This is a genomic window from Halosimplex amylolyticum (genome assembly GCF_051414035.1).
Taxonomy (GTDB): domain Archaea; phylum Halobacteriota; class Halobacteria; order Halobacteriales; family Haloarculaceae; genus Halosimplex; species Halosimplex amylolyticum.
This window is the reverse complement of record NZ_JBLKNW010000002.1, coordinates 821037-843573: the sequence shown is the minus strand read 5'-3', so window position 1 is coordinate 843573 and position 22537 is coordinate 821037. Positions and strand designations below refer to the sequence as shown.

The window sequence follows — 22537 nt, the reverse complement described above, 5'->3', positions numbered from 1 at the left end:
GGAAGGTACCCAGCCGATCGGCCGCGACAGACAGATTCGTCCCGACCGGCCAATGAGAAGGGAGTCCCCCCCGAACGAAGAGCGATAGCGGAGAACGGAGGCGGAAACAGAGACGGGGACGGAGTGGGTGGAGGGCCGACCGTCCAGCGGACAGGGTTGGTTCGGAAGGCACTCTGTGGTACACCCGGCCGTCTTATACCCCTTGTCGAGACTCAAAGAGCGATTGTAGTTATCGGTGACCGGCGACCGGCCGGGGTGAGCGGCCGACAGTCGCCCGAGGACAACACATAACCGGCGGCCGCGCTTCGGGTTCTGACATGAGCGATTCATCGCTGCGTGCGCCGGCCGAGACGGCGGTCCGACAGTGCATGGACCTGGGCGCCGACGAATCCTGTGTGGTCGTGACCGACGACAAACGGCAGGCCATCGGCGAGGCGCTGTACGGCGTCGCCAGCGAGATCACCGACGACGCCGTGATCGTCCGCTACCCGCCCGGCGACCAGCACGGCGAGGAACCGCCCGAACCCGTCGCGGCCGCGATGGCCGGCGCGGACGTGGTGCTCGCGCCGACCACCAAGAGCCTCACCCACACGCAGGCCCGCACCGACGCCAACGACGCCGGCGCCCGCGTCGCGACGCTCCCCGGCATCACCGACGGCGTCTTCCTGATGGGGCTGGACGCCGACTACGAGTCCATCGCCGCCGAGTCCGAGCGCCTCCTCGAACAGGTCGAAGACGCCGACGAGATCCGCGTGACGACCGAACTGGGCACCGACATCACGTTCGAACCCGGCGACCGCGAGTGGGAACTCGACACCGGTATCGTCCACGAACCCGGCCAGATGTCGAACCTCCCGGCCGGCGAGATCTTCCACAGCCCGGAGGACGCGAACGGCCGGTTCGTCGTCGACGGGACGATGATGCCCCACGGGCGACTCGAAGACGGCCAGACCCTCGAATTCGAGGTCGAAGACGGCTACGTGACCGACGTCTCCGACGACGCCGTCCGCGCCGATATCGAGGAAGCCGCGGAAGAAGTCGGCGACGCCGCCTACAACCTCGCGGAACTCGGCATCGGGACCAACCTCGCCGTCGAGGACCTCGTGGGGTCGGTGCTGCTGGACGAGAAGGCCGCGGGGACCGTCCACATCGCCATCGGCGACGACCACGGCATCGGCGGCGACACGCACGCGCCGATCCACCTCGACGGGATCATCACCGGGCCGACAGTGTATGCCGACGGGGAGGAAGTGGAACTTCCTCGGACTGAGTGAGCGGCGCAGCCGCGAACACGGGGAGGAAATAGACCTGCCGAGCGCGAACTGACGGCTCAGACGCGGTCGACGGTCCGTTCTGCGGCGCCACGCTCGTCCGGCAGGAGCCACTCCGTCCGGACGAAGAGGACGGCGGCGACGGCGACCCAGGGGATAACGCCGATCAGGCCAACGGGCGTCGGGCCGAACACCTGGTTCGGGACCGCGGTGGCGAACAGCGTCGCCAGCCCGGCGCTCCCGTTTATCATCGCGTGGCCGACGACGGCGGGGAACACGCTCGCGCTCCGGAGCGTGACCCAGCCGAGGAACACGCCGAGCCCGACCGTCGCGACGACCATCGCGAGCAGGCCGAGCCACGGTGCGCCGGCGTAGTCGAGCCCGTAGTTGTAGCCCATCGCGATGACCGGCCAGTGCCAGACGCCCCAGACGGCGCCGTGGACGACGAGCGCGCGCCGCCAACCCAGCGGCGCGAGTTTCGGCAGGAGGTACGCCCGCCAGCCGAACTCCTCGCCGAAGGTCGCCAGGCTGTTGAGCAGCGGCGCGGCGACGACCGCCTGGACGAGCTGGACGCCGACGAACGCCGTCGGCGAGAGCGGGATCTCCTGGCCGGTCTGGGCCTCGACGGCCGCGAGCAGATCCGCGACCGCCTCCAGCCCACCGAACCGCCCGGGGAACACGAGGAAGTACAGCCCAGCACCGGCCAGGATGAGAACGAGCGGTCCGAGCCACCCGATAACCCACGGCAGCGGCCGCGTCCGGACGCGCAGGAGCATCGACCCGCGGTCGAACCCCTCGCCGGTGAGCCAGCGGGCGGCGACGTGACCGAGCGCCGGCCCCCACATGTACGGCCCCGCGAGCAGGACGAGCCACAGCGGGATCCCGAACCCCAGCGTCGGACCGCCGCCGATGCCGCCCAGCGCGTAGATGACCCCGGCGGTCGCCCACGAGACGGCGAACGCGACCCCGAGAAAGATCGCGAGCCGGCGGCGTTCCAGTTGCTCGTCGCCGTCGAACCACCCGGCCGGGGACTCGCCCGGCCGTCCGGTATCGGTCGCCATCGTTCGTCCGTTCTGTCCCCACCAACGTGAATATTTGCCACGGACGGCCCCAGTGTGCGCCTCGGACGCCCCCAGTGTGCGCCTCGGACGCCCCCAGTGTGCGCCACGGGCGGCCACTACTCGCCACGGGCGGCCCCACCGCACGTCCGCAGACCGTCGACGGCCGCACCGCTCGCCGACGACTCCTCGCCGACGGGGACCGGGCCAGCGCGGCCGAGCCGGGGCGACTCAGCGGACTTTTACGCGCTCGCCGGCAACGGACGGACATGACCGAGACCACGGAGCGGGTCGCCGTCGCCTGCCCCTCGTGTTCGCCGGACCTCGAGACGGTCCACGAGGTGCTCACGACGGGAGGCGGCCACGCCACGATCCGCTGTACGGAGTGCGGCCACACCCACAAAGACCAGCTGGAGTCGACGACCGAGTTCGAACGCGAAGTCGTCGTCTCGCAGGGCGGCGAGTCGTTCACCGACACCGCCGACGTCCCCGAGGGCGAACAGCTCGCCGTCGGCGAGGAGTTCCTCCTCGACACCGAAGAGGCGATCATGACCGTCCGGATCACCAGCCTCGAACTCGACGGCGACGAGCGCGTCGAGGAGGCCAGCGCCGAAGCAGTCCGGACCATCTGGACCCGCGCGGTCGGCAACGTCGGCGTCAACCTGACGCTGCACCCGAGCGACGGCCGCCACGACGAGACGCGCTCGATGACCGTGCAGGTGCCCGGCGACTACGAGTTCACCGTCGGCGAGGAGGACGAACTCGGCGGCGAGGAGTTCACCGTCGAGGGGATCCACATCCGCGACGACGCCCACGGGTACCACCAGGAGAAGCTCGACTTCGACGGCGACACCGCGTTCGCAAAGGACATCAACCGGTTGTACGCGCGCGACGAGTCTTCATCGGCCTGGTCCGCGTGGTAGCATGGACCCCGAGGCCGCCCGCCAGCGGTTAGTCGAGCGCCTCGCCGACCGCGGCCGCGTCGACGACGAGCGCGTCCTCGACGCGATGGCCGCCGTCCCCCGCCACGAGTTCGTCCCCGACAACCGCCGCCAGGAGGCCTACCGCGACAGTCCCCTCCCCATCGGCGAGGGCCAGACCATCAGCGCCCCGCACATGGTCGCGATCATGGCCGACCTGCTCGACCTGCGTCCCGGCGACGAGGTGCTTGAGATCGGCACCGGCTGCGGCTACCACGCCGCCGTCACCGCCGAACTCGTCGGCCCCGAACACGTCTACTCCGTCGAGTACCACGACAGCCTCGCCGATCAGGCCCGCCAACGCCTGGAGCGGCTGGGATACGGGGAGGTGTCGGTCCGCGTCGGCGACGGCAAAGAAGGCTGGTCCGAGCACGCACCCTACGACCGGGCGTACCTGACCTGCGCCCCGCCGTCGCTCCCCGACCACGTGGTCGAGCAGGTCCGTCCCGGCGGATACGTCCTCGCGCCGGTCGGCCGCCGCCGCCAGACGCTCGTCCGCGCCCGCCGGCGCGCCGACGGCTCCCTCGACCGCGAGGAACACGGCGGCGTCCGCTTCGTCGAGTTGCAGTGAGGGTGGGAGTTTCGGAAGCTGTTCGCCGCGGGTCCGTTTTGCGGGAACGCTCCCGCTGCAGTCCCCGGATCGCGCTCCGCGACGCACCCCGCAAGTCGCGCCATTCATTACCGTCGAGGGCGGACGGAAACGCATGGACCCAGCGGTGTTGCGCGACGACATGGTCGACAGCCTGGAGCACGAGAGCAAGGGCTGTCTCCGGAGCGACCGGCTGTCCGTCGCGATGCGCGAGGTCCCGCGCGAGGCGTTCGTGGCCGAGGACCGCGGCGCCTACGCCGACCGCCCGTTCGAACGCCTCGGCACGCGCGTCCTCGCGCCGAGCAACGTCGCGCGACTCCTCGAAGCCCTCGACGTACGCGAGGGCGACTCCGTCCTCGTCGTCGGCGCCGGCGTCGGCTACACCGCCGCCGTGGTCGCCGAACTCGCCGGCGAGCGCAACGTTCACGCGATCGACATCGCCCGTCGCCTCGTCGTCGAGGCACGGGGGAACCTCGCGGAGGCCGGCTACGACGGCGTCCTCGTCGACCGGCGGAACGGCGCCGACGGTCTCGCCGAGTACGCTCCCTACGACCGCATCCTGCTCGAAGCCGCGGCCGTCAGCCCGCCGTCGGCGCTGGTCGACCAGCTCGCCGACGACGGCCGACTGGTCATGCCCCACGGCGCCGGCGACCAGCACCTCGTCGTCGTCGAAGACGGCGAGGTCACCGAACGGCTCGGCGGCGTGGCCTTCCAGCCGATGCTCGTCGAAGGCGAGCAGGCCGACACGGTCGAGCGCAACCGGACCCGTCGCGAGGACCGCGAGTTCGCCCGGCGGAACGCCGAGGGCCGCACCGGCTGGGAACAGGGCTGGATCGACTGGGACGACGCGCCGCGCGGCTGATCGACCGACTCGTCGCGAATCCCTCGACCGCGGTGTCGGGCTACGTTCCGTCCACGACGAGCACCTCCGTGTTCCCGCGGTCGTCGGCGTACTGCCCGCCCGCGGGCGGTTTCACGTCGAACTGTATCGTCCCCTCCCGTTGGTTCGCTCCCAGCGACGGCGAGAGCGACATCGTCGCCGTCCCGTTCGCGTTCGTCCGCGCCGTGGTCACCGAATCGAGCGTCGCGGTGCCGCCCGTCGCGACGACGGTGGCGTTGGCGACGCGGTCGCCCTGCGGGCCGACCACCTCGACCGAGAGCTCGGTCGTGCTGTCGTCGATGACTTCCGGCGTCGGCCGGACGTCGAGTTCGGTGACGCCGAGCGTCTGGATCCCGCCGAGCGTGTTCATCATCACGCTCAGGCTCGCGACGCCGACGACCAGCGCGATGACGAGCCTGATCGGCAGTCCTTCGATAGCGCGTTCGTCTCCCGTGAGCGCTCGTGGCTCCATGGGCGGCCCTGGTCCCGGTCCCACTGATAAAGGTTCGCGCGAGGGTTTACGGACGAGCGCGCGGCGATCCACTGGTTTGGCGATCGGATCTATATCGGTGGGTCGGCGGGGACGCGGCCGAACGGAAACGCACGAGTACCCCGGCGTAGTCGGTCTTGGCAAACGGATGCTCGACGACCACGCGCTGACCCGGCTGGAGCCGCTCGTCCTCATCGCGGTCGGCGGGTTCGCGGGCGCGGCGGCCCGACACTCGGTCGCGCTCGCGCTCCCCGGCACCTTCCCCTGGGGGACGCTCGCGGCCAACGCCCTGGGGAGTTTCGCGCTCGGCGTCTTGCTGTACGAACGCCACTTTGCCGACGCGCTGAGCATGGAGACGCGGCTGATCGTCGGGACCGGGTTTCTCTCCTCCTTTACGACCTACAGCACGTTCGCGGCCGAGACCGCAGGGCTGGCCGGCGGGCAGGCGCCGGTGCTGGCCGCCGCGAACGTGGTGGCGAACTACGCGCTTGGTATCCTCGGCGTGCTCTGCGGTCGCTGGCTCGCGAGGTGGCTGTCGTGAACCCGCTCGTCCTCGTCGGGCTGGGCGGGGTCGCGGGTGCGCTGGCCCGACACCTGTTGGGCGAACGCATCGACGCGCGGACGGGCGACACGCTGGCGGTGAACGTGCTGGGAAGTTTCGCGCTCGGCGCGGTGCTCGCGGCGCCGAGCGGCGACTCGCTCGCGCTCGCCGTCGGGACCGGCTTCTGCGGCGCGTTCACGACGTTCTCGACGTTCGCGTTCGAGACGGTGCGGCTCTACGAGACGGGCGAGCGCCGGCGTGCGGCGGCGAACGCGCTCGTCAACCTGGTCGGCGCGCTCGCTGCGGTGTGGCTCGGGTCTGCGCTGGCCAGTGCGGTGTGGTGAGATGTCGAAACCGGGCCCACTGGGTCCCCGGAACCCGACGCGGGGACTTACTCGCTGAGCGCGTAGAAGGTGCCGTCCTGGCTGCCGATGTAGACGCGACCGCCGGCGACGATGGGGGCCGCCTCGTCGATGTTGTTGCCCGTCTCGAAGGACCACTCCTCGTCGCCGGTCTCGGTGTCGACGGCGTAGACCGAGCCGTCGCGGCTCCCGACGTAGACGGTGCCGTCGGCGACGACGGGGGGCGCGAGTACGCCGTCGGTCGGGTCGGTGAACCGCCAGCGCTCGACCCCGTCGCCGCGAGCGACGGCGTAGAGCGTGCCGTCGCGCGTCCCGACGAACACCTGCTCGTCGGTGACCGCGGGCGTGCTCGCGATCCCGGCACCGAGCGACGTCTCCCAGTCGGTGCTCCCGCGGGTGTTGACCTGCGAGAGTGTCCCGTCCTCGCTGGTCACGTAGAGTCGCCGGTCGCGGTAGGCGACGCCGTTGACGCTGCCGCCCTGGGTGTTGCGCCACTCGACGCTGCCCGAGGGGGTCACGGCCCAGAGGTCGTGGTCGGCGCTCGGCACGTAGATCATGCCGTCGGCGAAGACTGGCGACGCGGTGATGGCGCCGTAGGTGTCCTGGTTCCACTTCTGCGTGCTGTCGAGACCGTCGAAGTTGTAGACGCGGCTGCCGGTCGATCCGACGTAGACGTTCCTGTCGTCGACGACCGGCGCGGTGAAGGCCTCGGTCGAGGTGAGGTCGTAGTCCCAGAACTCCGACCCGTCGTCGGGCTGGAGCGCGTAGAGGACGCCGCCGGAGGTGCCGAGGTAGACGAAGCCGCTCCCGACCGCCGCGGCGCTTGTGACGGGGGAATCGGTGTCTTTCGACCACTTCGTCTCTCCCGTGACCGGGTCGAGCGCGTGGAAGGAGCCGTCCGAGTCCCCCGCACCGCCCGCACCGACGTACAGCGTCCCGTCGGCGAGCACCGGCGTGGCGTTGATCTGGTCCTGGTCGAACGACCGCTTCCAGTCGACCGAGACGCCGTCGTGCGGGCCGCGCGCGTCGGGGTGGTGTCCCCAGTGGCCGTTGTTCCGCATGAACGTCGGCCACGACGCGAACGACTCCGCGCCCGGCGTGGCCGTCGGCGTGTCTGTCGGTTCCGGCGTGTCCGTCGGCCGCTCGGTCGGCGTGTCCGTCGGTTCGCGCGTCGCCGTCGGCGCCTCCGTCGGCGTCGCCGTGTCGGTGCCGCCGTCGATCGGTGTGCCTGTCCCCGCTCGGTCGTCCCCTGGCGTCGCCGTCCCACCGTCGTCGGAACCGCACCCGCTCAACCCGACGGTCGACGCGCCCAGCGCTGCCGCCAGGAACTGGCGGCGACTCGCCCGCTTCCGTGCCATGGCCGAGGTATCGGTGAACTGGTTCATATGTTCTGGGGTTCGTTCGAGCCGCTCACGGCGCGCGAGCGGCCCGCTCGCCGTCTCGCGATCGAGCCGGGAAACCGTGCAAATGTTTCGCACACCAATAGACCTATATGCTGGTGTGGTATACCGTAGCATGTATGGCGTCCGCACCGAGCACCGACGACATGTTCGACGAGTTTCTGACCGATCGTGGACACGACGTCGAGGCGACGGGCTGGGAAGAGAACTATAACAAGAAGCAGTGTCCCGACTGCGGGGGACTGCACGACTCGGCCGCCACAGAGTGCTCGGTATGCGGCTGGGACCCGGCGTAACGCGCGACGACCGATTTTTTCGAGACCGAGTGTGGGGAGCGACAGCGTCGAAGTTCTGCCGAGCTGCGGACTCCACCGACGCGATCGATAGCTCGCAAAACGTCGGAATCTCGGGAGACACCCGTCTCACGAGCGGTTACACTGCACGGAAAGGGGGAACGTTGGGGGGAATAGGGGGGGAAGTCCACCGGAAAGCGGGCAACGGAGGCCGGTAAGGGGGATAACCGGCGGGTCGGGGGACCCGTTCGTTCCCGGGGCCGCGTCGGGGGGATGACGCGTTTGGGGGGAATGCGCCGGGAACGACCTCCGGCAACGCGCTCGTGCCGGCGAGGACCGCATGCGAGCCCGGTGACCCCGGCCGGTCCGCGGGGGAGCACCGAACGCCGCGAGGGCGCTGGTCTGGGCTCCCACCGCGAACCGGGTGAACCCACACCCCACCACTGGCACACACGGATGCGCACGGTGCGATCGGGGTTCGCCGGGCCCGCACTTGGTCCGCACTCGACGCTACTGGGGGCATTCACATAATGGGGCAGGCGCGTTTTCTGAGGCTGAAAGAGCCGACGCTCGAAAGGCCTATGTAAGAGGTCGAGAGATCAAACCGGTAGTGGACGACGAACGGGCCATCGAGGAGATACTCGACACCATCGGCGACGAACACGCCCGCCGGGTGCTCGCCGCGATCAGTCGCGAGCCCCGGTCGGCGAAGGACCTGAGCGAAGAGTGTGACCTGTCGCTGCCGACAGTCTACCGCCGCATCGAGATGCTCAGTCAGTACGACCTCGTGAAAGACCAGACGCTGGTTGCCGACGACGGCAACCACTACAAGGTCTACGAGTCTAACTTCGAATCGACGGTCATCTCCCTCGAGGACGACGAGTACAAGGTGCGCATCTACCGCGAGGAGAACCTCCCCGACCGGTTCAGCCAGCTCTGGGACGACCTCAACCCCGAGTGACGCGGCATCGACGGCGGCGGTCCGACCGGGACGCGGTCCCGTCGTTCGACCCCGATCCCCGTCGCGCGATAGCGGCCGAACAGCCCGCCGACGAGAGTGCCCGTCGAGCGGACCGAATCACGGGACGACCCCCGGACGGGACCGGCGAAACTATATGTGAGACCGTGCTGTCGGACAGACGACGCGAACAATGGTAGAAGTCGTCGCGGTGATGCGGGGGATACTGGCGCTGATGCGGATGGCGGTGTTCGGGCTCTCGCTCGGAATCACGCTGATCAGCTTCCAGGCGTATCGACAGCGGCCCTCCGAGCGGCTGCAGTACGCGTTCATGGGATTCGCGTTCATCAGCATGGGCGTCGCGAGCACGGTGATCGCACAGATCGGCGCTCGCGAGGCCACCGAGACCGTCCGGCTGTTCTTCCAGATGACCGAGTCGATCCCTTTCATCATCGGTTTCACGATGCTGTACATCTCGCTGTATCGGGACTGAGCGGGTCGAGCAACGGGTGTCGCCGGCACGGAACCGGTCGTGCGGTTTCCCGCCGTCGTCAACCCACGTCGTTTATGCGTGTGTAGCCCCTTTCGTGGGCCAATGACTGAAGCGTCCACCCAGGTGACGCGCCTGTTTGGTGGTCCCGGGAGCGGGAAGACGACGGCACTGCTCGACAGGGTCGAGACCCTGCTCGAAGAGAACGACGACGTGGAGTTCCGCGACGTCCTGGTGGTCTCCTACACGCGAGCGGCCGCAGCGGAGATCCGCGAGCGTCTCGCAGAGCGACTGGGGGAGTCGCCGCGAGCGCTCAAGGGGAACGTCTGCACCATGCACGCGAAGGCCTACGAACTGCTCAACCTCTCGCGGGGAGACGTCGTGGGCGAGTCCGACAAGGAGGACTTTTGCGACGAGTTCGGTATCGAGTACGAGGACGAGTACGAGGGGTCGCGGCGCCGGTCGGCCCGTTCGACGACAATCGGGAACAAGATCATCGCGACCAGCCAGTGGCTCCAGCGGACCCGCCGCGACGTGGCCGACTGGTACGACGTCCCGTTCAAGTGGGACGACGAGGTCGTGCGGCTCCCGCCTGACATCGACGAGAACGCCCAGACCGGCAACAAGTACACGCCGACCTGGCCGTCCGACGACGACCGCATCAGCGTCCCCGAGACGATCCGGGCGTGGCGCCAGTACAAGGGCGAACACGACGTCGTCGGCTTCGCCGACATGCTCGAACGCGTCGCCCAGCGGTCGCTGCTGCCCAGCGTCGACTACCTCGTCATCGACGAGTTCCAGGACATCACGACCCTGCAGTACGACGTCTACCAGGAGTGGCGCCCCCACATGGAGACGGTCCTCATCGCCGGCGACGACGACCAGGTCGTCTACGCCTGGCAGGGGGCCGACCCCGATCTCCTGCTGGAGGAGCAGGTCACCGACGACAACATCCTGCCCAACTCCTACCGCCTGCCCTCGCGCATCCTCAACGTGGTCAACCGGGAGGTCAGCCACATCGAGAAGCGCCAGGAGAAAGACCTCAACCCGCGCAAGGAGGGCGGCCGCGTCGAAGGCGTCAAGAACCCCTCGATGATCGACCTCGTCCGCAACGTCCGGCGGACGATCGAACAGGACGAGGAGGGCACCGCGATGATCCTCTTCCGCGCGCGCTACCAGATGTTCCAGTTCATCGACGAGTTTATCGACGAGGGGATCCCCTTCACTTGCCTGACCGACCAGCGGATGTGGACCGACCGGCTCACCCAGTACGTCGAGGCCATCGAGGCGCTCGACGAGGACGAACCGGTCACTGGCCTGCAGGCTCGCCGCCTGGCCGACATGCTCGCCGACTCCGCCTTCGGGACGAGCGAGCGCGACGAGCTGTTCGACGAGCTCGACGAGATGGAGGAGGCGTCCGACGTCGAGGACCTCGAAGAGCTCTCGGTCGAGCCCGAGACGATCCGCGACTTCGCGCCCTTCGTGCCGGACCCGCGCGCGGCCGCCGACATGCTCCGGAAGGTGACGAGCTTCCAGGAGCGCAGCGTCGAGGCGTACTTCGGCGGCGAGTACGCGGGGATGCAGACCGACCGCGTCCGCGTCGGCACCATCCACAGCGCGAAGGGTCGCGAGGCCGACCACGTCTTCGTCGCGACGGACCTGACCGAGAAGGTCGTCGAGCAGATGGCCGCGACGGTCGACCAGTCCGACCGGGAGGTCCCCGGCGACGAGGAGTTCACCAAGCACACCTCGCCGGTCCCCACCCTCACCGACAACGAACGGCGCGTGTTCTACGTCGGGATGTCCCGCGCCCGCGAGCGGCTGATCATCATGGAGAACCTCGTCGACGGCGCCCCCACGCTCCCCATCGACGTGCTCCTCAACAACGAGCCGACGGGCGACTCCATCGACGACGTCATCGCCGACGCACAGGAAGTCGACGACGCCGTCGCCGCCGACTGAGCGGGCGACACCGCGCCGGTCGGGCAGCACTCCGACCCACACCTTCTTTGCGGTGCGTGACCAATTCACACGGAGAGCGACCGTGCCCGAAGAGTGTGGTATCTGCGGCGAGCGGGTGCCGTTCAGCGAAACCGTCCACCTGATCGTCAACACGCAGAGCGACGCCGGGACATTCGACCGGTACGTCTGCCGGTCGTGTTACGAGTCGGAACTCGAACCGGTGATCGGGTGAGCGGCGGGCCGGACCGCCGCGCACTCGGCGCGATTCACTCGTCGATAGTACCGCCGTCGAGGTAGTACTCGGTCTTGTCCCGCGTCGCGCTGGCGAGTTTGACGAATTCGACGACGCGCTCGTCGCCCTCGCGTCGGTCGTCCCGGACGTCGAGTTCGAGTCCCTGGTCGCGAAACTGCGCGAACAGGTGGTCGAGGACTTCGGGGTCGCCGCGGACGACGTGTTCGTCGCCGACTGGGTCGCCCCGCTCGACCGCGCGGACCGTCTCGACCGCCGGTAGGAGGATCGACTCGCCGAGGGCCCGGGCGCGCTCGCGAACCGCCTCGGCGTCCTCGTCGCGCTCGACCGCCTGGAACACCTCGCGGATCACCCGCGAGAAGAGGAACTCCCGGCCGTAGTCGAACGGGAGCGCGAACGCGTGTTCGAGGTCCGAGCGGTGGATAGCGGAGGTAGTGTACTTCAATCGTCGCTCGCCGTCCGCGGAGGCGAGGACGACGCCCTCCCGTCCCCGCTCGTCGAGTTCGTCGATAGCGTCGCCGACCGCGGCCACCGCGCCCGCGGGGTCGTACGTGCCGAACGACCGGACCTGTTCGAGGCCGTACTCCTCGCAGAGCGCGCGCCGCTCGGCCACCGGGAGCGGGTCGCCCGTCTCCCGGTCGCGCAGGTCGAAGACGCGGAAGGCCACCGAGTCGACCTCCCCGTAGTCGTGTGCCGTGTAGGGGTTCTCCGGCCCGACGAGTTCGCCGCACACCTGCAGGTCCGAGTGGTCGTCGAAGAAGTCGGCCAGCGGGTAGCGCTCGCGGACGGTCTCGGACGTGTAGCGACAGACGTGCCCGCTCCGGGTGAACGCCAGCGGACCGAGTTCCGCCCAGTCGCCCGCGTCCACGTCGGCGACGCGGACGTTGTAGCCGTCGAGTTTCTCCTCGACCGCGACGGGGCCGTCGAAGTACTCGGGGACCCCGGGGTCGAGGACGAGCACGCGCGGGATGGAGGGGAACCCGCGGACGACGGCGTCGCCGAGGATGACCGTCCCCCGTTCGACGCCGTGGCGCCCGTCGGGCAGGTAGCGGTACTCGCGCCCGCGGTAGCGCTCCGCCTGGAAGTGCTCGAAGAGGTCGTCCGCGTCCGCGACGCCGAAGACGGCGGCCCAGTCGGGGCCCATGATCTGTCGTTCGAGCGCCAGGCGTTTAGACTCCGCGGCGGGCGCTCAGTACAGCCATCTTTTTCATCGTCGGGTGTCCTCGCTCGCTCCGCTCGCTGCGGGCACCACTCCTCGAAAAACATGGGTGAAAAAGGCTGAATCCTCGCTTCGCTCGGATTCGGTGTCCTCGTGAGCGCCAGCGAACGAGGGATTGTCAGAGCGGAGCTCTGACAGTGAATCGCGCTCGCTCCGCTCGCGCGAATGCCAGCGGTCAATTCGCAGATCGAACCGACCACCGTCGAAGCGCGGCCCCGGAGATTATTGAACTCCAAACGCGTAGGACTCGACAATGGCGGACTCGCCGCTCAAACAGCGGTTCGTGCTCGACACGTCGGTGTTCATCACCGAGGAGATCCGCGACGAGGGCCAGGACCTGGAGGACGCGTGCCTCGAACTGCTGACCCTGATCGCGGACGCGAAGCTGACGCTGAACATCTCCTGTTACATGCCGCCGACCATCGACGAGGAGCTGACGCAGATGCTCGCCGAGCGCGACGTCGACGAGGAGATCTTCGCGAAACTCGACACGTGGGTCATCACGAAGGCCCCCGCACGCTACGAGGTGCAGATCCCCGCCCACATCGTCTACCAGTTCGTCGACGAGATGTCCGACCGGGTGAACCGCGGGCTCCGCGTCGCCGAGAAGGCGGTCCGCGAGGCCGAGCAGTCGACCGGCGACCCCGTCGAGGACCACGACCACATGACCGAGGTCGACCGGGTCATCTCCGACCTGCGCGACGAGTACCGCCGGGCGCTCCGCCAGGGCGTCCTCGACTCCCGCGAGGACTTCGACCTCCTGATCCTCGCGCGGGAACTCGAAGCGGGGGTGGTCACCGAAGACCAGGGCATCGTCGGCTGGGCCGACGACTTCGGCCTGCGGTATCTACAGGGCCAGAACTTCCCCGCCCTGCTCGAAGAGTACCTGATCGCCAGCGGTCACGAGGACTACGTGGAATCGTGAACGTCCTGCGCGGGCTCCCGACGTGCGGCCTGCGCCAGCAAGGCGGGATTACAGGTCGTTCACTCACGTACCAGGAGACGCTATGTCATCAGATGTCAACATCACCGATTCGGACGAAGGGAAGAAAGTTGTCGACAGCAGTGGCAAAGAGATCGGCCGCGTCGCCGAAGTGAGCGGCGGGCAGGCGCACGTCCAGCCGGATCCGGGCGTCTCTGACACAGTAATGTCGAAGCTCGGGTGGGGCAGCCGCAGCGAAGACAGCTTCCCGCTCGACGAGAACCACATCGACTCGGTCACGGACGACGAGATACGGCTCGGCTCACTCTGACCGGGCGCGGTCCGTTCGCCGCTTCCAGCGGGTTCGGCCGGTAGGGGCCCAACCGCCGATAGTTCTCAGGAGCGCGAGATCACGTAGAGCGCCGCGAGGCCGCCGGCGAGCACGGCGAACACGTAGCTCGCGAGCCGGTAGATGATAGCGATGGAGAGGCCCGTCGCGAACGAAAATCCGCCGAGCGTGCCGAGCAGGCCGGCGAGCGCGGCCTCGACGCCGGCGAGCCCGCCGGGCGAGGGCGTCAGCCCGGCGAGCGTGCTCGCGGGGACGATGAAGAAGACGAGGAACAGGGAGATGGACTCGCCGACGGCGAGGACGGCGAAGTACAGCGGGAGCGCGAAGAACAGCCAGCCGACGTAGGAGTAGGCGAGCGCGTGTGCGAGCGCCCCTCGGTCGTCGGCGATGCGCTCGAACGCCGCGTTGAGTTCGCGCAAGCGCTCGCGGAGCCCCTCGATGCTGACCAAGCGAGTGCGATTGGCGACTGGGGCGACCACGCGGAGCGCGAAACGGCCGACGCGCCGGCGGGAGCGCCACCCCACCGCCGCCGCGACGGGCGCGCCGACGGCGAACACCGCGAGGACGCCCGCGACGCCCTGGACCCGACTGGAGAGCGTCGTCCGGAGGACGAGAATAACCGTCCCGAGCGCGGCGAAGGTGAAAAACGGCAGCAGATTGAGGAGGTCGGCGGTGACGACGGAGGCCAGCGAGTCCTCGTAGCTTGCCTCCGTGTCCCGCGAGAGGACGTACGCGATAAAGGGCTCGCCGCCGGCCTGGCCCAGCGGCGTGACGTAGTTGGCGAACGTCGCCGCGTAGTAGGTGACGACGAGTTTGCGGAAGGGGACGTGGTAGCCGACGACGCCGAGGACGACCTGCCAGGCCTTCGCCCACGCGACGAGACCGACGGCGGTCGAGAGACACCCGGCGGCGAGCCACCGGGGGTCCGCGTCGGCGAGTTCGCGCTGGATCTTCTCCAGCCCGATGCCGTAGGCGATCAGCGCGAGGACGACGAGCGCGATGGCGAATCCGCCGACGATCTTCAACGCCAGCTGACGGTCGACCAGGTCGGTGAACCCCTCGGACCGGCTCACGGTTACTCGATGTACCCCAGGTCCGACAGGCGGTCTTTCGCCTCCTCGCCCATGTCGTCGAGGACGTCCTCGTCGGTCACGTCCGCCCACTCGCCGTCCATCTCGGACTCGAAGGTGACCAGCGCGTCCTCGGTCGCGGCGACGACCTCGTCGTCCGTGCCGGCCACGTCGTCGAGTTCCTCGGGGTCGGAGTCGATCCGGTAGGCCTCGTCCGGGATCCGCTCGTTGCGAATGAACTTCCCGTCCGTCCGCCGGGCGGCGCGCATCCGCGAGTAGAAGCGCGAGTCGGTGTCGAGTTCGATCCCGGCCGCCTCGGCCTTGCTCTCCAGCTGGTTCAACTCGACGACGGGCCGGTGGTAGTCGACGAAGGCGTAGTCGTCGAGTTCGCCTGCGTCGTGGGCCGAAAAGCGGGACTCGGCCCCGCGCGGCGCGTCGACCGCCGCGAACTCCCGGTAGTCGGCGCGCAGGAGCGACCGCGCGGCGTCGAACGGTTCGCCGCCCGTCGCGGCCGAGACGCCTGCGTGGTCGAGGACCGTATGGTAGAGGTCCTGCAACTCGACCTGCGTCTCGTCGTCGCGCTCGGCGTCGAGGTCGGGGTGTTTGACCATGAGCGGGACGTTCACGAGCGGGTCGTAGATGCAGAACTCGTGGCCGTACAGGTCGTGTTCGCCGTGGAGTTCGCCGTGGTCGGCGCAGACGACGACGAGCGTGTCCTCCCAGCGGTCTGTCTCCTGCAGCCACTCGAACAGGCGCCCGAGGTGGTGGTCGATGTGGGCGATCTCGGCGTCGTAGAGGCCCTCGATGGCCTCCCACTCGTCGTCGTCGATGTCGCGGGCGCCGGAGTTGTACTCCTTGGAGTTCTGGCAGACCTCGGTGGAGTCGACGCCGGGGGCGAACTCCTCGGCGAACTCCTCGGGCGGGTGGTACGGCAGGTGGGCGTCCATCAGGTTGACGAACGTGAACCAGTCGTCACCGTCGGCCTCGCTCCGCTCGACGAAGTCCTGGACGCGGTCGACGATCTCCGGCGTCTTGGAGTCGCCGCCGCCCCCCTCGGCGAAGTACTCGTGGGCGGTGTTGCCGAGTTCGACGAGTTTGTCGGCGAGTGTCCGCAGCGTGTCGTTGTCGTTCATCGTCTTCCAGGCCTTCGAGAGCGGGCCCGAGAGGAACTCGCCGGGCATGACCTGGAAGAAGTTGTCCTGGTCGTCGAAGCCGTCGGTCAGGTTGGTGTAGGGGGTGATCCAGGCGTTCGAGGAGTAGCAGGCGGTGGCGTAGCCGGCGGCGTCGAGGGATTCGGCCAGCGTGGTGGCACCCTCCAGATAGGGGTTCTCCTGGGTGGCCCCGTGCTGGGTGGGGTACAGCCCCGTGAACAGCGAGGCGTGGACGGGCAGGGTCCAGGGCGCCGGCGCGACGGCCTGCTCGAAGACGCGCGCGTCGTCGGCGAAGTCTTCCAGGTTCGGCGTCGTCGGCCGGTCGTAGCCGTACACGGAGAGGTGGCTCTTCCGAACCGTGTCCGTGACGACGAAGAGGACGTTCCCCGGACCGTCTGTCTCGCTCATGAGAGGGGAACCGCCACGCACGGAATTAAAGTCCGTGATTCCGGGTTCGAGAAACTCGATGGGGCTCCCGCACGAGCGGCTCCGTGCCCGTGACTTCGACCACAGCTGACAGTGAGTGGACCGCGGCCGACACAGCACGACAGCCTCTCGCGCACTGTGGTCCCGGGACTCGCTGTGCTCCTCGGTCGCTACGCTCCCTGCGGTGTTTGCTTCGCCCGGGTTCCCCCAGCGCGCGAACCCCTTACAGTCCCGCCCGTATCGGCTGGACAGCAAGTCTGTGCGGGTGGGACTGAAAGGGGCCGCTGTTCTCGACGAAGCACGAGGAAGCAAGCACCGCAACGGAGTGAGGAGCGCAGCGACTCGCGCGAGTCGAGAGCAGCGGGGGCTTTCGTGCTGTGTTGGCGTTCCAGTTCGACGCCGTGCCGTCGCGAGCCGACAGTCACTCTTCGACAACACCTAGCCGGAGTCCGAGAAGTATTTGCACGCGGTGGCCGTCTGACACGACCATGCAACGGCTGGCGGCACACGGGGAGCCGACGACCGCGGTCCGTTCGGGAGTCGACCGATGAGCGAACGGACCGCCGATGCGACCGAACGCACGACGGGAATCCCGTCTGGGACGTACGCCTACGTCGGGATCGTCGCGCTGTACGCGGCCACCATCGTCCTCGGGCTCGCGCTGACCGACGAGGTCGCGGGGATGGGACTGGCGATGTTTCAGGACCCCGGAGACGTCGGGAACGTGGGCGTCTTCGCGGTGATGCTGCTGGTCGCGACGGGCGTCATGGTCGCCGCGTTCCGCTACGGATACGGGGAGGCACTCGTCCGCGTGTTCCTCCTCGGGTCCGCGAGCACGCTCACCGCCGTGGCGTTCGTCGCCCTGACCGGGATCGGAGAGATCGCTGCGAGCGGAAGCGCGCTGATGGGCCTGCCGACGAGCCCCGTCTCGATCGGCGTCGCCGCCCTCACCTTCGTCGTCCTCTGGGTGTACCCCGAGTGGTACGTCAACGACGTCGCCGCCGTGATATTCGGCGCGGCGGCCATCCCGATGCTCGGCCTCGGATTCGGCCCGTTCCCGGTGGTCGTGCTCCTGATCGTGTGGGCCGGCTACGACGCCTACGCGGTCTACGTCTCCGGTCACATGCAGGAACTCGCCGCCGGATTAGGCGACCTGAAGGCGCCCATCGTCTTCGTCGTCCCGCACTCGCTGGACTTCTCGATGCGCGACCCCGACTTCGACCTGATGGGCGGCGGAGCGGACGATGACGGCGCGGTGTCTGCCGACGACCAGTCCGCCGAGAGCCCGGCACGCGCCGAGATCGCGCTCCTCGGGCTGGGCGACGCGCTCATCCCGGGGATGCTCGCAGTGAGCGCGGGCGCGTTCCTCGACGCGCCCGTCGTCGTCCCGGCGCTGAACGCCAACGCACCCGCGATCGGCGCGCTCGTCGGCGGTCTCGTCGGGATGGCCGGCCTCCTGTATCTCGTCCACCGGGTCGAGGGCGCGCACGCTGGGCTCCCGCCGCTGAACGCCGGCGTCCTCGGCGGTTATCTCCTCGGCGCGGTCGCGGCCGGGATCCCCGTCACGACGGCGCTGGGGCTGTAGTCGACCGCGTTTTCGGGCGTTCGAACCTCACCGATAGCGTCGCGACTGGCGAGGTGGAAAAAGACGAGAAGTGGACCGAGGGGCGGGCGTTCAGAACGGGGCTTCGGGGCCTTCGTCGTCGTCGATGTCGCCGCCGCGGGACTCGCCGGGCATGGAGGGGCCGGTGTCGGCGCCCATCATGCCTTCGCCGCCGCCCATGCCGCCGCCGGTGCGGGCGTTGACGGTCTCGATCTCCGGGATCTCCTTGGTCATTCGGGTCTTGATGGCCTGGATGGTCATCGGGGAGATGCCACAGCCCGAACACGCGCCGCCGAGCTGGATGGTGACCGAGCCGTTCTCGCGGTCGATCTCCTCGATGGCCGCGCTGCCGCCGTGCATCTGGATCTGCGGGAAGTTCCGCCGCAGGAAGTTCGAGATGCGCTCTTCGAGGTCGTCGCCGCCCTCGGTTTCGGTGCTCATAGTGTTCCGACGTTAGCGACGACGGGGCTTAGACCTTTGGACTCACGGGTTCGCCGCGTCCGGATCCGCGTGGGACTGCGCCGTTCAGTCCTGCCAGTCGGGGTTCGCCCGCGGCGGCGAGAACACGTCGATGCCGTCGAGCGGTTCCTCGCCGGTGTTCTCCAAACTGTGCGGCTCGTCGGCGGCGAGGTGGTAGGAGTCGCCCGAGCTGACGGGGAACTCCTCGCCGTCGACGACGAACACGCCTGAGCCGCTAGTGATGTAGCCTACCTGCTCGTGCTCGTGGCTGTGCTCCGGGACGACCGCGCCCGGTTCCATGTGCACGTGCTGGACGCTCGTCCGCTCGCCGACAGCGAGCTGTGTGAGGTGGACGCCGTCTACGACTTCGACCGTCTCGTTCGCCGAATGTGCTTCGACCTGCATGGGTTGGTGATGGGCGTGCGCGCACCTAAGCGTGGGTGGTCCTCCGGACGAGAGTGCTCTGTGGGATGTGCGAACGGACCACTGGCATTCGCGCGAGCGGAGCGAGCGCGATTCACTGTCAGAGCTCCGCTCTGACAAGCCCTCGTTCGCTTCGCTCACTGCGCGGACTGCGACTTCCGAGCGTCGTGCTCGAAAATCGAAGATTTTCGGCATCGGGCGAGAGCTTCGCTCTCTCGAACCACCTCGCTCGGCGAGACCACATTTTTGGCTCGGGGGTCGCCCTCGGCGACCCCCGAGCGGAAAGATGGAATCCGGTCCCGACAGTTTAAATCACGGAGCGCACTACCACGCTCGTAATGGACGTCGCGGACATCCCGGGCGTGCCCGACTGGTTGCCCGACCACCTGCGAGCCGACGGCATCGAGTCGCTGTACCCGCCGCAGGCCGAGGCGGTCGACGCCGGCGTGACGCAGGGCGAGAACCTCGTCGCCAGCGTCCCCACGGCCAGCGGCAAGACGCTCGTCGCCACGCTCGCCATGCTCTCCAGCGTCGAACGCGGGGCCCGATCCGCCCCGGACGAGGAGCGCGGCGAAGTCGCGAGCGCGCGCAGGGGGAAGGCACTCTACATCGTCCCCCTGCGCGCGCTCGCCAGCGAGAAGCGCGAGGAGTTCGAACAGTTCGAGCAGTACGGCCTCGACGTCGGCGTCTCGACCGGCAACTACGAGTCGGAGGGGGGCTGGCTCGCGACCAAGGACATCGTCGTCGCCACCAGCGAGAAGGTCGACTCGCTGGTCAGGAACGACGCGCCCTGGCTGGAGGACCTCACCTGCGTCGTCTCCGACGAGGTCCACCTCGTCGACGACGGCCAGCGCGGCCCGACGCTGGAGGTCACGCTCGCGAAGTTGCGACAGCTCAACCCCGACCTGCAGACCGTCGCGCTCTCGGCGACCATCGGCAACGCCGAGGCGCTCGCCGAGTGGCTCGACGCCGCGCTGGTCGACTCGGACTGGCGCCCCATCGACCTGAAGAAAGGCGTCCACTACGGCCAGGCGCTCCACCTCGAAGACGGGAGCCAGAGCGAACTCCCGGTCCGCAACTCCGAGAAGCCGACGGCCGCCATCGTCCGCGACACGCTCGAAGACGAGGGGTCGACGCTCGTGTTCGTCAACTCGCGGCGCAACGCCGAGGCCGCCGCCGGACGGCTCGCCTCGACGGTCGAACCGCACCTCACACCTGACGAGAAGGCGCAACTCGCCGACGTGGCCGACGAGATCCGCGACGTGAGCGACACCGACACGAGCGACGACCTGGCCGACGCCGTCGAGGGCGGCGCCGCCTTCCACCACGCCGGATTGGCCAGTGGGCACCGCTCGCTCGTCGAGGAGGCGTTCCGCGATAGGTTGGTGAAGGTCGTCTCCGCGACGCCCACGCTCGCGGCGGGCGTGAACACGCCCTCGCGGCGCGTCGTCGTCCGCGACTGGCGCCGCTACGACGGCACCGCCGGCGGGATGCAACCCCTCTCGGTACTCGAAGTGCACCAGATGATGGGGCGTGCAGGCCGGCCGGGACTGGACCCCTACGGCGAAGCCCTCCTGATCGCCAACAGCCACGACGAACTCGACGAACTGTTCGAGCGCTACGTCTGGGCCGACCCCGAGCCCGTCCAGTCGAAGCTCGCCGCCGAGCCCGCGCTGCGCACGCACATCCTCGCCACCGTCGCCTCGGGGTTCGCCAACTCCCGCGAGGGCCTGCTGGAGTTCCTCGAACAGACGCTGTACGCTTCCCAGACGACCGAGCGCGGCCGACTGGAGCGCGTGATGGACAACATGATCGAGTACCTGGAGGTGAACGAGTTCCTCGAACGCGACGGCGACGACCTGACCGCCACCTCGCTGGGCCACACCGTCTCGCGGCTCTACCTCGACCCGATGAGCGCCGCGGAGATCATCGACGGCCTGCGCGCGTGGAAGCGCGGCGACGGTCGAGCGCGCTCGGAGAGCGCGAGCCCGGCGGCCGACGAGGAGCCGCCCGGCTTCACGACCGCCGGTGAACTGGCCGACGAGATCGACGACGACGAGGAGGCCGAGCGTCCGGACCCCACGGCGCTGGGGCTCTACCACCTCGTCGCCCGCACCCCGGACATGTACGAGCTCTACCTGCGCTCGGGCGACGAGGAGGAGTACCAGATGCTCGCTTTCGAGCGCGAGGAGGAGTTCCTCGGGTCGATGCCAAGCGAGTTCGACCCGGCGTTCGAGGACTGGCTCTCGGCGCTGAAGACCGCCCGCCTGCTCGAAGACTGGGCCAGCGAGGTCGACGAGGACGAGATCACCGACCGCTACGGCGTCGGCCCCGGCGACGTGCGCGGGAAGGTCGAAACCGCCCAGTGGCTGCTCGGCGCCGCGGAGTCGCTCGCGGGGGAACTCGGACTCGGACTCGCGCCGGCCGTCCGCGAGGCGCGGGTCCGCGCCGAACACGGCGTCCGCGAAGAGCTGACCGACCTCGCGGGCGTCCGCGGCGTCGGCCGCAAGCGCGCCCGCCGCCTCTACCAGGCGGGCATCGAGGACCGCGCCGACCTGCGCGAAGCCGACAAGTCGGTCGTCCTCGGCGCGCTCCGCGGCCGCGAGCGCACGGCCGAGACCGTCCTGGAGAACGCCGGGCATCGCGACCCGTCGATGGACGGCGTCGACCCCGACGCGACCGCCCGGCCGGACGAGAACGACGACGGCGCCAGCTCCGGTCACGGCGCCGACGGGGCAGAACCGGACGACGAGGAAGACCAGTCGAGCCTGGGTGACTTCTGATGGGTCGAGGAGGAGCCTGATGGAACTTGTCGAGGGCGTCGCGACGGTCGAGGATCTGGACGGGTTCGTCGCCAGACTCGGCGATATCGGCGACGACCACGGCGTCACCGTGCAGGCGTTCGACGCGCGGTACGTGGTCGACCGAGCGCACCTGGAGCGAGCGGTCGAACTCGCCGACCGGGCCATCGGCCGCGAGGAGAACGTCGCCCGCGAACGGAGCGTCGAGATCCTGCTGTACGCCGCGGGGACGCGCCAGATCGACCGCGCGCTGGAGATCGGCGTCAGCGAGGGCGAGTGTCCGGTCGTCGTCCTCGTCGATGCGGGAGACGGTGGCTCCGGCGACGCCGAACGGGACGCAGTGGCGGCCGTGCGCGACATGGACGGTCCGGCGACGCTGGGGCCGGCCGAAACGCTCGGGCGATACGACCCCGAACGCGTCCGCGAGTTCTTCGAGGTGGGCGAGGCGGAACTCGACGCGGTCGACGGCACGCTCGCCGACGTCGTCCGCGAGCGCGTCGCCCTCCTCGACGTCGAGAAGTGAGCGACCGGATCGCTTCCGACGACTCGACCGCCGCGCACGGTTCCCGTCGGGTGAGAACCGGCGTCAC

The 22537-nt window shown here is 69.0% G+C and carries 24 protein-coding genes; 16 read left to right on the top strand and 8 right to left on the bottom strand.

Annotated features, from left to right (window positions below; all coding sequences use genetic code 11):
- Window positions 1–317 precede the first annotated feature (317 nt).
- Window positions 318–1274, top strand: a complete 957-nt coding sequence (locus ACMGFE_RS14555; RefSeq protein ID WP_436925936.1) for an aminopeptidase — start codon at window positions 318–320, stop codon at window positions 1272–1274.
- 56 nt (window positions 1275–1330) lie between these two features.
- Here ACMGFE_RS14555 and ACMGFE_RS14550 read toward each other — a convergent pair whose 3' ends face one another.
- The gene (locus ACMGFE_RS14550; RefSeq protein WP_436925935.1) at window positions 1331–2332 is read right to left on the bottom strand and encodes a CPBP family intramembrane glutamic endopeptidase; all 1002 of its coding nucleotides are present in this window, start codon (window positions 2330–2332) and stop codon (window positions 1331–1333) included.
- Window positions 2333–2598: 266 nt separating this feature from the next.
- Here ACMGFE_RS14550 and ACMGFE_RS14545 point away from each other — a divergent pair, with 266 nt between their 5' ends.
- The 3 genes from ACMGFE_RS14545 (at window position 2599) to ACMGFE_RS14535 (ending at window position 4760) form a co-directional block, all read left to right on the top strand.
- On the top strand, window positions 2599–3252 hold the full coding sequence (locus tag ACMGFE_RS14545) for an HVO_0476 family zinc finger protein (protein ID WP_436925934.1): 654 nt from the start codon (window positions 2599–2601) through the stop codon (window positions 3250–3252).
- A gap of 1 nt (window position 3253) precedes the next feature.
- Window positions 3254–3880 (top strand): protein-L-isoaspartate(D-aspartate) O-methyltransferase, encoded by a 627-nt coding sequence (locus ACMGFE_RS14540; RefSeq protein ID WP_436925933.1) that lies wholly within the window; start codon window positions 3254–3256, stop codon window positions 3878–3880.
- A 133-nt stretch (window positions 3881–4013) separates the two neighbouring features.
- Window positions 4014–4760 carry a protein-L-isoaspartate O-methyltransferase family protein gene (locus ACMGFE_RS14535; protein WP_436925932.1) on the top strand — a complete coding sequence of 249 codons (747 nt, stop codon included), beginning with the start codon at window positions 4014–4016 and terminating at the stop codon, window positions 4758–4760.
- 40 nt (window positions 4761–4800) lie between these two features.
- Here ACMGFE_RS14535 and ACMGFE_RS14530 read toward each other — a convergent pair whose 3' ends face one another.
- A complete protein-coding gene (locus ACMGFE_RS14530; protein ID WP_436925931.1) occupies window positions 4801–5250 on the bottom strand; it encodes a DUF7382 domain-containing protein in 450 nt (149 codons plus the stop codon).
- 166 nt (window positions 5251–5416) lie between these two features.
- Between ACMGFE_RS14530 and ACMGFE_RS14525 the strand changes: the two genes are divergently transcribed.
- Together ACMGFE_RS14525 and crcB are read left to right on the top strand one after the other, a co-directional pair.
- On the top strand, window positions 5417–5809 hold the full coding sequence (locus tag ACMGFE_RS14525) for a fluoride efflux transporter FluC (RefSeq protein WP_436925930.1): 393 nt from the start codon (window positions 5417–5419) through the stop codon (window positions 5807–5809).
- Window positions 5797–6153, top strand: a complete 357-nt coding sequence (gene crcB / locus ACMGFE_RS14520) for a fluoride efflux transporter CrcB (RefSeq protein ID WP_436925929.1) — start codon at window positions 5797–5799, stop codon at window positions 6151–6153. Before ACMGFE_RS14525 ends, crcB begins: the two co-directional genes overlap by 13 nt.
- A gap of 47 nt (window positions 6154–6200) precedes the next feature.
- Here the strand turns inward: crcB and ACMGFE_RS14515 are convergent, their stop codons facing one another.
- Window positions 6201–7529: an outer membrane protein assembly factor BamB family protein gene (locus ACMGFE_RS14515; protein ID WP_436925928.1), complete on the bottom strand. Its 1329-nt coding sequence runs from the start codon at window positions 7527–7529 to the stop codon at window positions 6201–6203.
- A gap of 161 nt (window positions 7530–7690) precedes the next feature.
- Between ACMGFE_RS14515 and ACMGFE_RS14510 the strand changes: the two genes are divergently transcribed.
- The 5 genes from ACMGFE_RS14510 to ACMGFE_RS14490 all read left to right on the top strand — a co-directional run bounded on the left by ACMGFE_RS14510 (window position 7691) and on the right by ACMGFE_RS14490 (window position 11506).
- Window positions 7691–7867, top strand: a complete 177-nt coding sequence (locus ACMGFE_RS14510) for an HVO_0416 family zinc finger protein (RefSeq protein ID WP_415379021.1) — start codon at window positions 7691–7693, stop codon at window positions 7865–7867.
- Window positions 7868–8474: 607 nt separating this feature from the next.
- The gene (locus ACMGFE_RS14505) at window positions 8475–8825 is read left to right on the top strand and encodes a winged helix-turn-helix domain-containing protein (RefSeq protein ID WP_135366341.1); all 351 of its coding nucleotides are present in this window, start codon (window positions 8475–8477) and stop codon (window positions 8823–8825) included.
- 190 nt (window positions 8826–9015) lie between these two features.
- Window positions 9016–9315: a DUF7521 family protein gene (locus ACMGFE_RS14500; RefSeq protein WP_436925927.1), complete on the top strand. Its 300-nt coding sequence runs from the start codon at window positions 9016–9018 to the stop codon at window positions 9313–9315.
- 102 nt (window positions 9316–9417) lie between these two features.
- Window positions 9418–11274, top strand: a complete 1857-nt coding sequence (locus tag ACMGFE_RS14495; protein WP_436925926.1) for a UvrD-helicase domain-containing protein — start codon at window positions 9418–9420, stop codon at window positions 11272–11274.
- 82 nt (window positions 11275–11356) lie between these two features.
- Window positions 11357–11506: a hypothetical protein gene (locus tag ACMGFE_RS14490; RefSeq protein WP_436925925.1), complete on the top strand. Its 150-nt coding sequence runs from the start codon at window positions 11357–11359 to the stop codon at window positions 11504–11506.
- Window positions 11507–11540: 34 nt separating this feature from the next.
- Here the strand turns inward: ACMGFE_RS14490 and ACMGFE_RS14485 are convergent, their stop codons facing one another.
- Window positions 11541–12668 (bottom strand): RNA ligase, encoded by a 1128-nt coding sequence (locus tag ACMGFE_RS14485; RefSeq protein ID WP_436925924.1) that lies wholly within the window; start codon window positions 12666–12668, stop codon window positions 11541–11543.
- Between the two features lie 328 nt (window positions 12669–12996).
- Between ACMGFE_RS14485 and ACMGFE_RS14480 the strand changes: the two genes are divergently transcribed.
- Window positions 12997–13668, top strand: coding sequence for an RNA ligase partner protein (locus ACMGFE_RS14480; RefSeq protein ID WP_436925923.1), 672 nt, complete (start codon window positions 12997–12999; stop codon window positions 13666–13668).
- Between the two features lie 82 nt (window positions 13669–13750).
- Window positions 13751–13996, top strand: coding sequence for a DUF8593 domain-containing protein (locus ACMGFE_RS14475; protein ID WP_436925922.1), 246 nt, complete (start codon window positions 13751–13753; stop codon window positions 13994–13996).
- A 65-nt stretch (window positions 13997–14061) separates the two neighbouring features.
- Here the strand turns inward: ACMGFE_RS14475 and ACMGFE_RS14470 are convergent, their stop codons facing one another.
- Entirely contained in the window at window positions 14062–15087 is a 1026-nt protein-coding gene (locus tag ACMGFE_RS14470) for a lysylphosphatidylglycerol synthase transmembrane domain-containing protein (protein ID WP_436925921.1), read from the bottom strand.
- Window positions 15088–15089: 2 nt separating this feature from the next.
- On the bottom strand, window positions 15090–16643 hold the full coding sequence (locus ACMGFE_RS14465; RefSeq protein ID WP_436925920.1) for a sulfatase: 1554 nt from the start codon (window positions 16641–16643) through the stop codon (window positions 15090–15092).
- A 565-nt stretch (window positions 16644–17208) separates the two neighbouring features.
- On the opposite strand from ACMGFE_RS14465, the gene ACMGFE_RS14460 reads away from it, so the two are divergent.
- Window positions 17209–18246 carry a presenilin family intramembrane aspartyl protease PSH gene (locus ACMGFE_RS14460; RefSeq protein WP_436925919.1) on the top strand — a complete coding sequence of 346 codons (1038 nt, stop codon included), beginning with the start codon at window positions 17209–17211 and terminating at the stop codon, window positions 18244–18246.
- A 90-nt stretch (window positions 18247–18336) separates the two neighbouring features.
- On the opposite strand, the gene ACMGFE_RS14455 is transcribed toward ACMGFE_RS14460, so the two are convergent.
- Window positions 18337–18705 carry a NifU family protein gene (locus ACMGFE_RS14455; RefSeq protein WP_436925918.1) on the bottom strand — a complete coding sequence of 123 codons (369 nt, stop codon included), beginning with the start codon at window positions 18703–18705 and terminating at the stop codon, window positions 18337–18339.
- 84 nt (window positions 18706–18789) lie between these two features.
- Window positions 18790–19128 (bottom strand): cupin domain-containing protein, encoded by a 339-nt coding sequence (locus ACMGFE_RS14450; protein WP_436925917.1) that lies wholly within the window; start codon window positions 19126–19128, stop codon window positions 18790–18792.
- A 356-nt stretch (window positions 19129–19484) separates the two neighbouring features.
- Here ACMGFE_RS14450 and ACMGFE_RS14445 point away from each other — a divergent pair, with 356 nt between their 5' ends.
- Window positions 19485–21929 (top strand): ATP-dependent DNA helicase, encoded by a 2445-nt coding sequence (locus ACMGFE_RS14445; RefSeq protein WP_436925916.1) that lies wholly within the window; start codon window positions 19485–19487, stop codon window positions 21927–21929.
- 19 nt (window positions 21930–21948) lie between these two features.
- A complete protein-coding gene (gene cgi121, locus ACMGFE_RS14440; protein WP_436925915.1) occupies window positions 21949–22470 on the top strand; it encodes a KEOPS complex subunit Cgi121 in 522 nt (173 codons plus the stop codon).
- The last annotated feature ends 67 nt before the right edge of the window (window positions 22471–22537 follow it).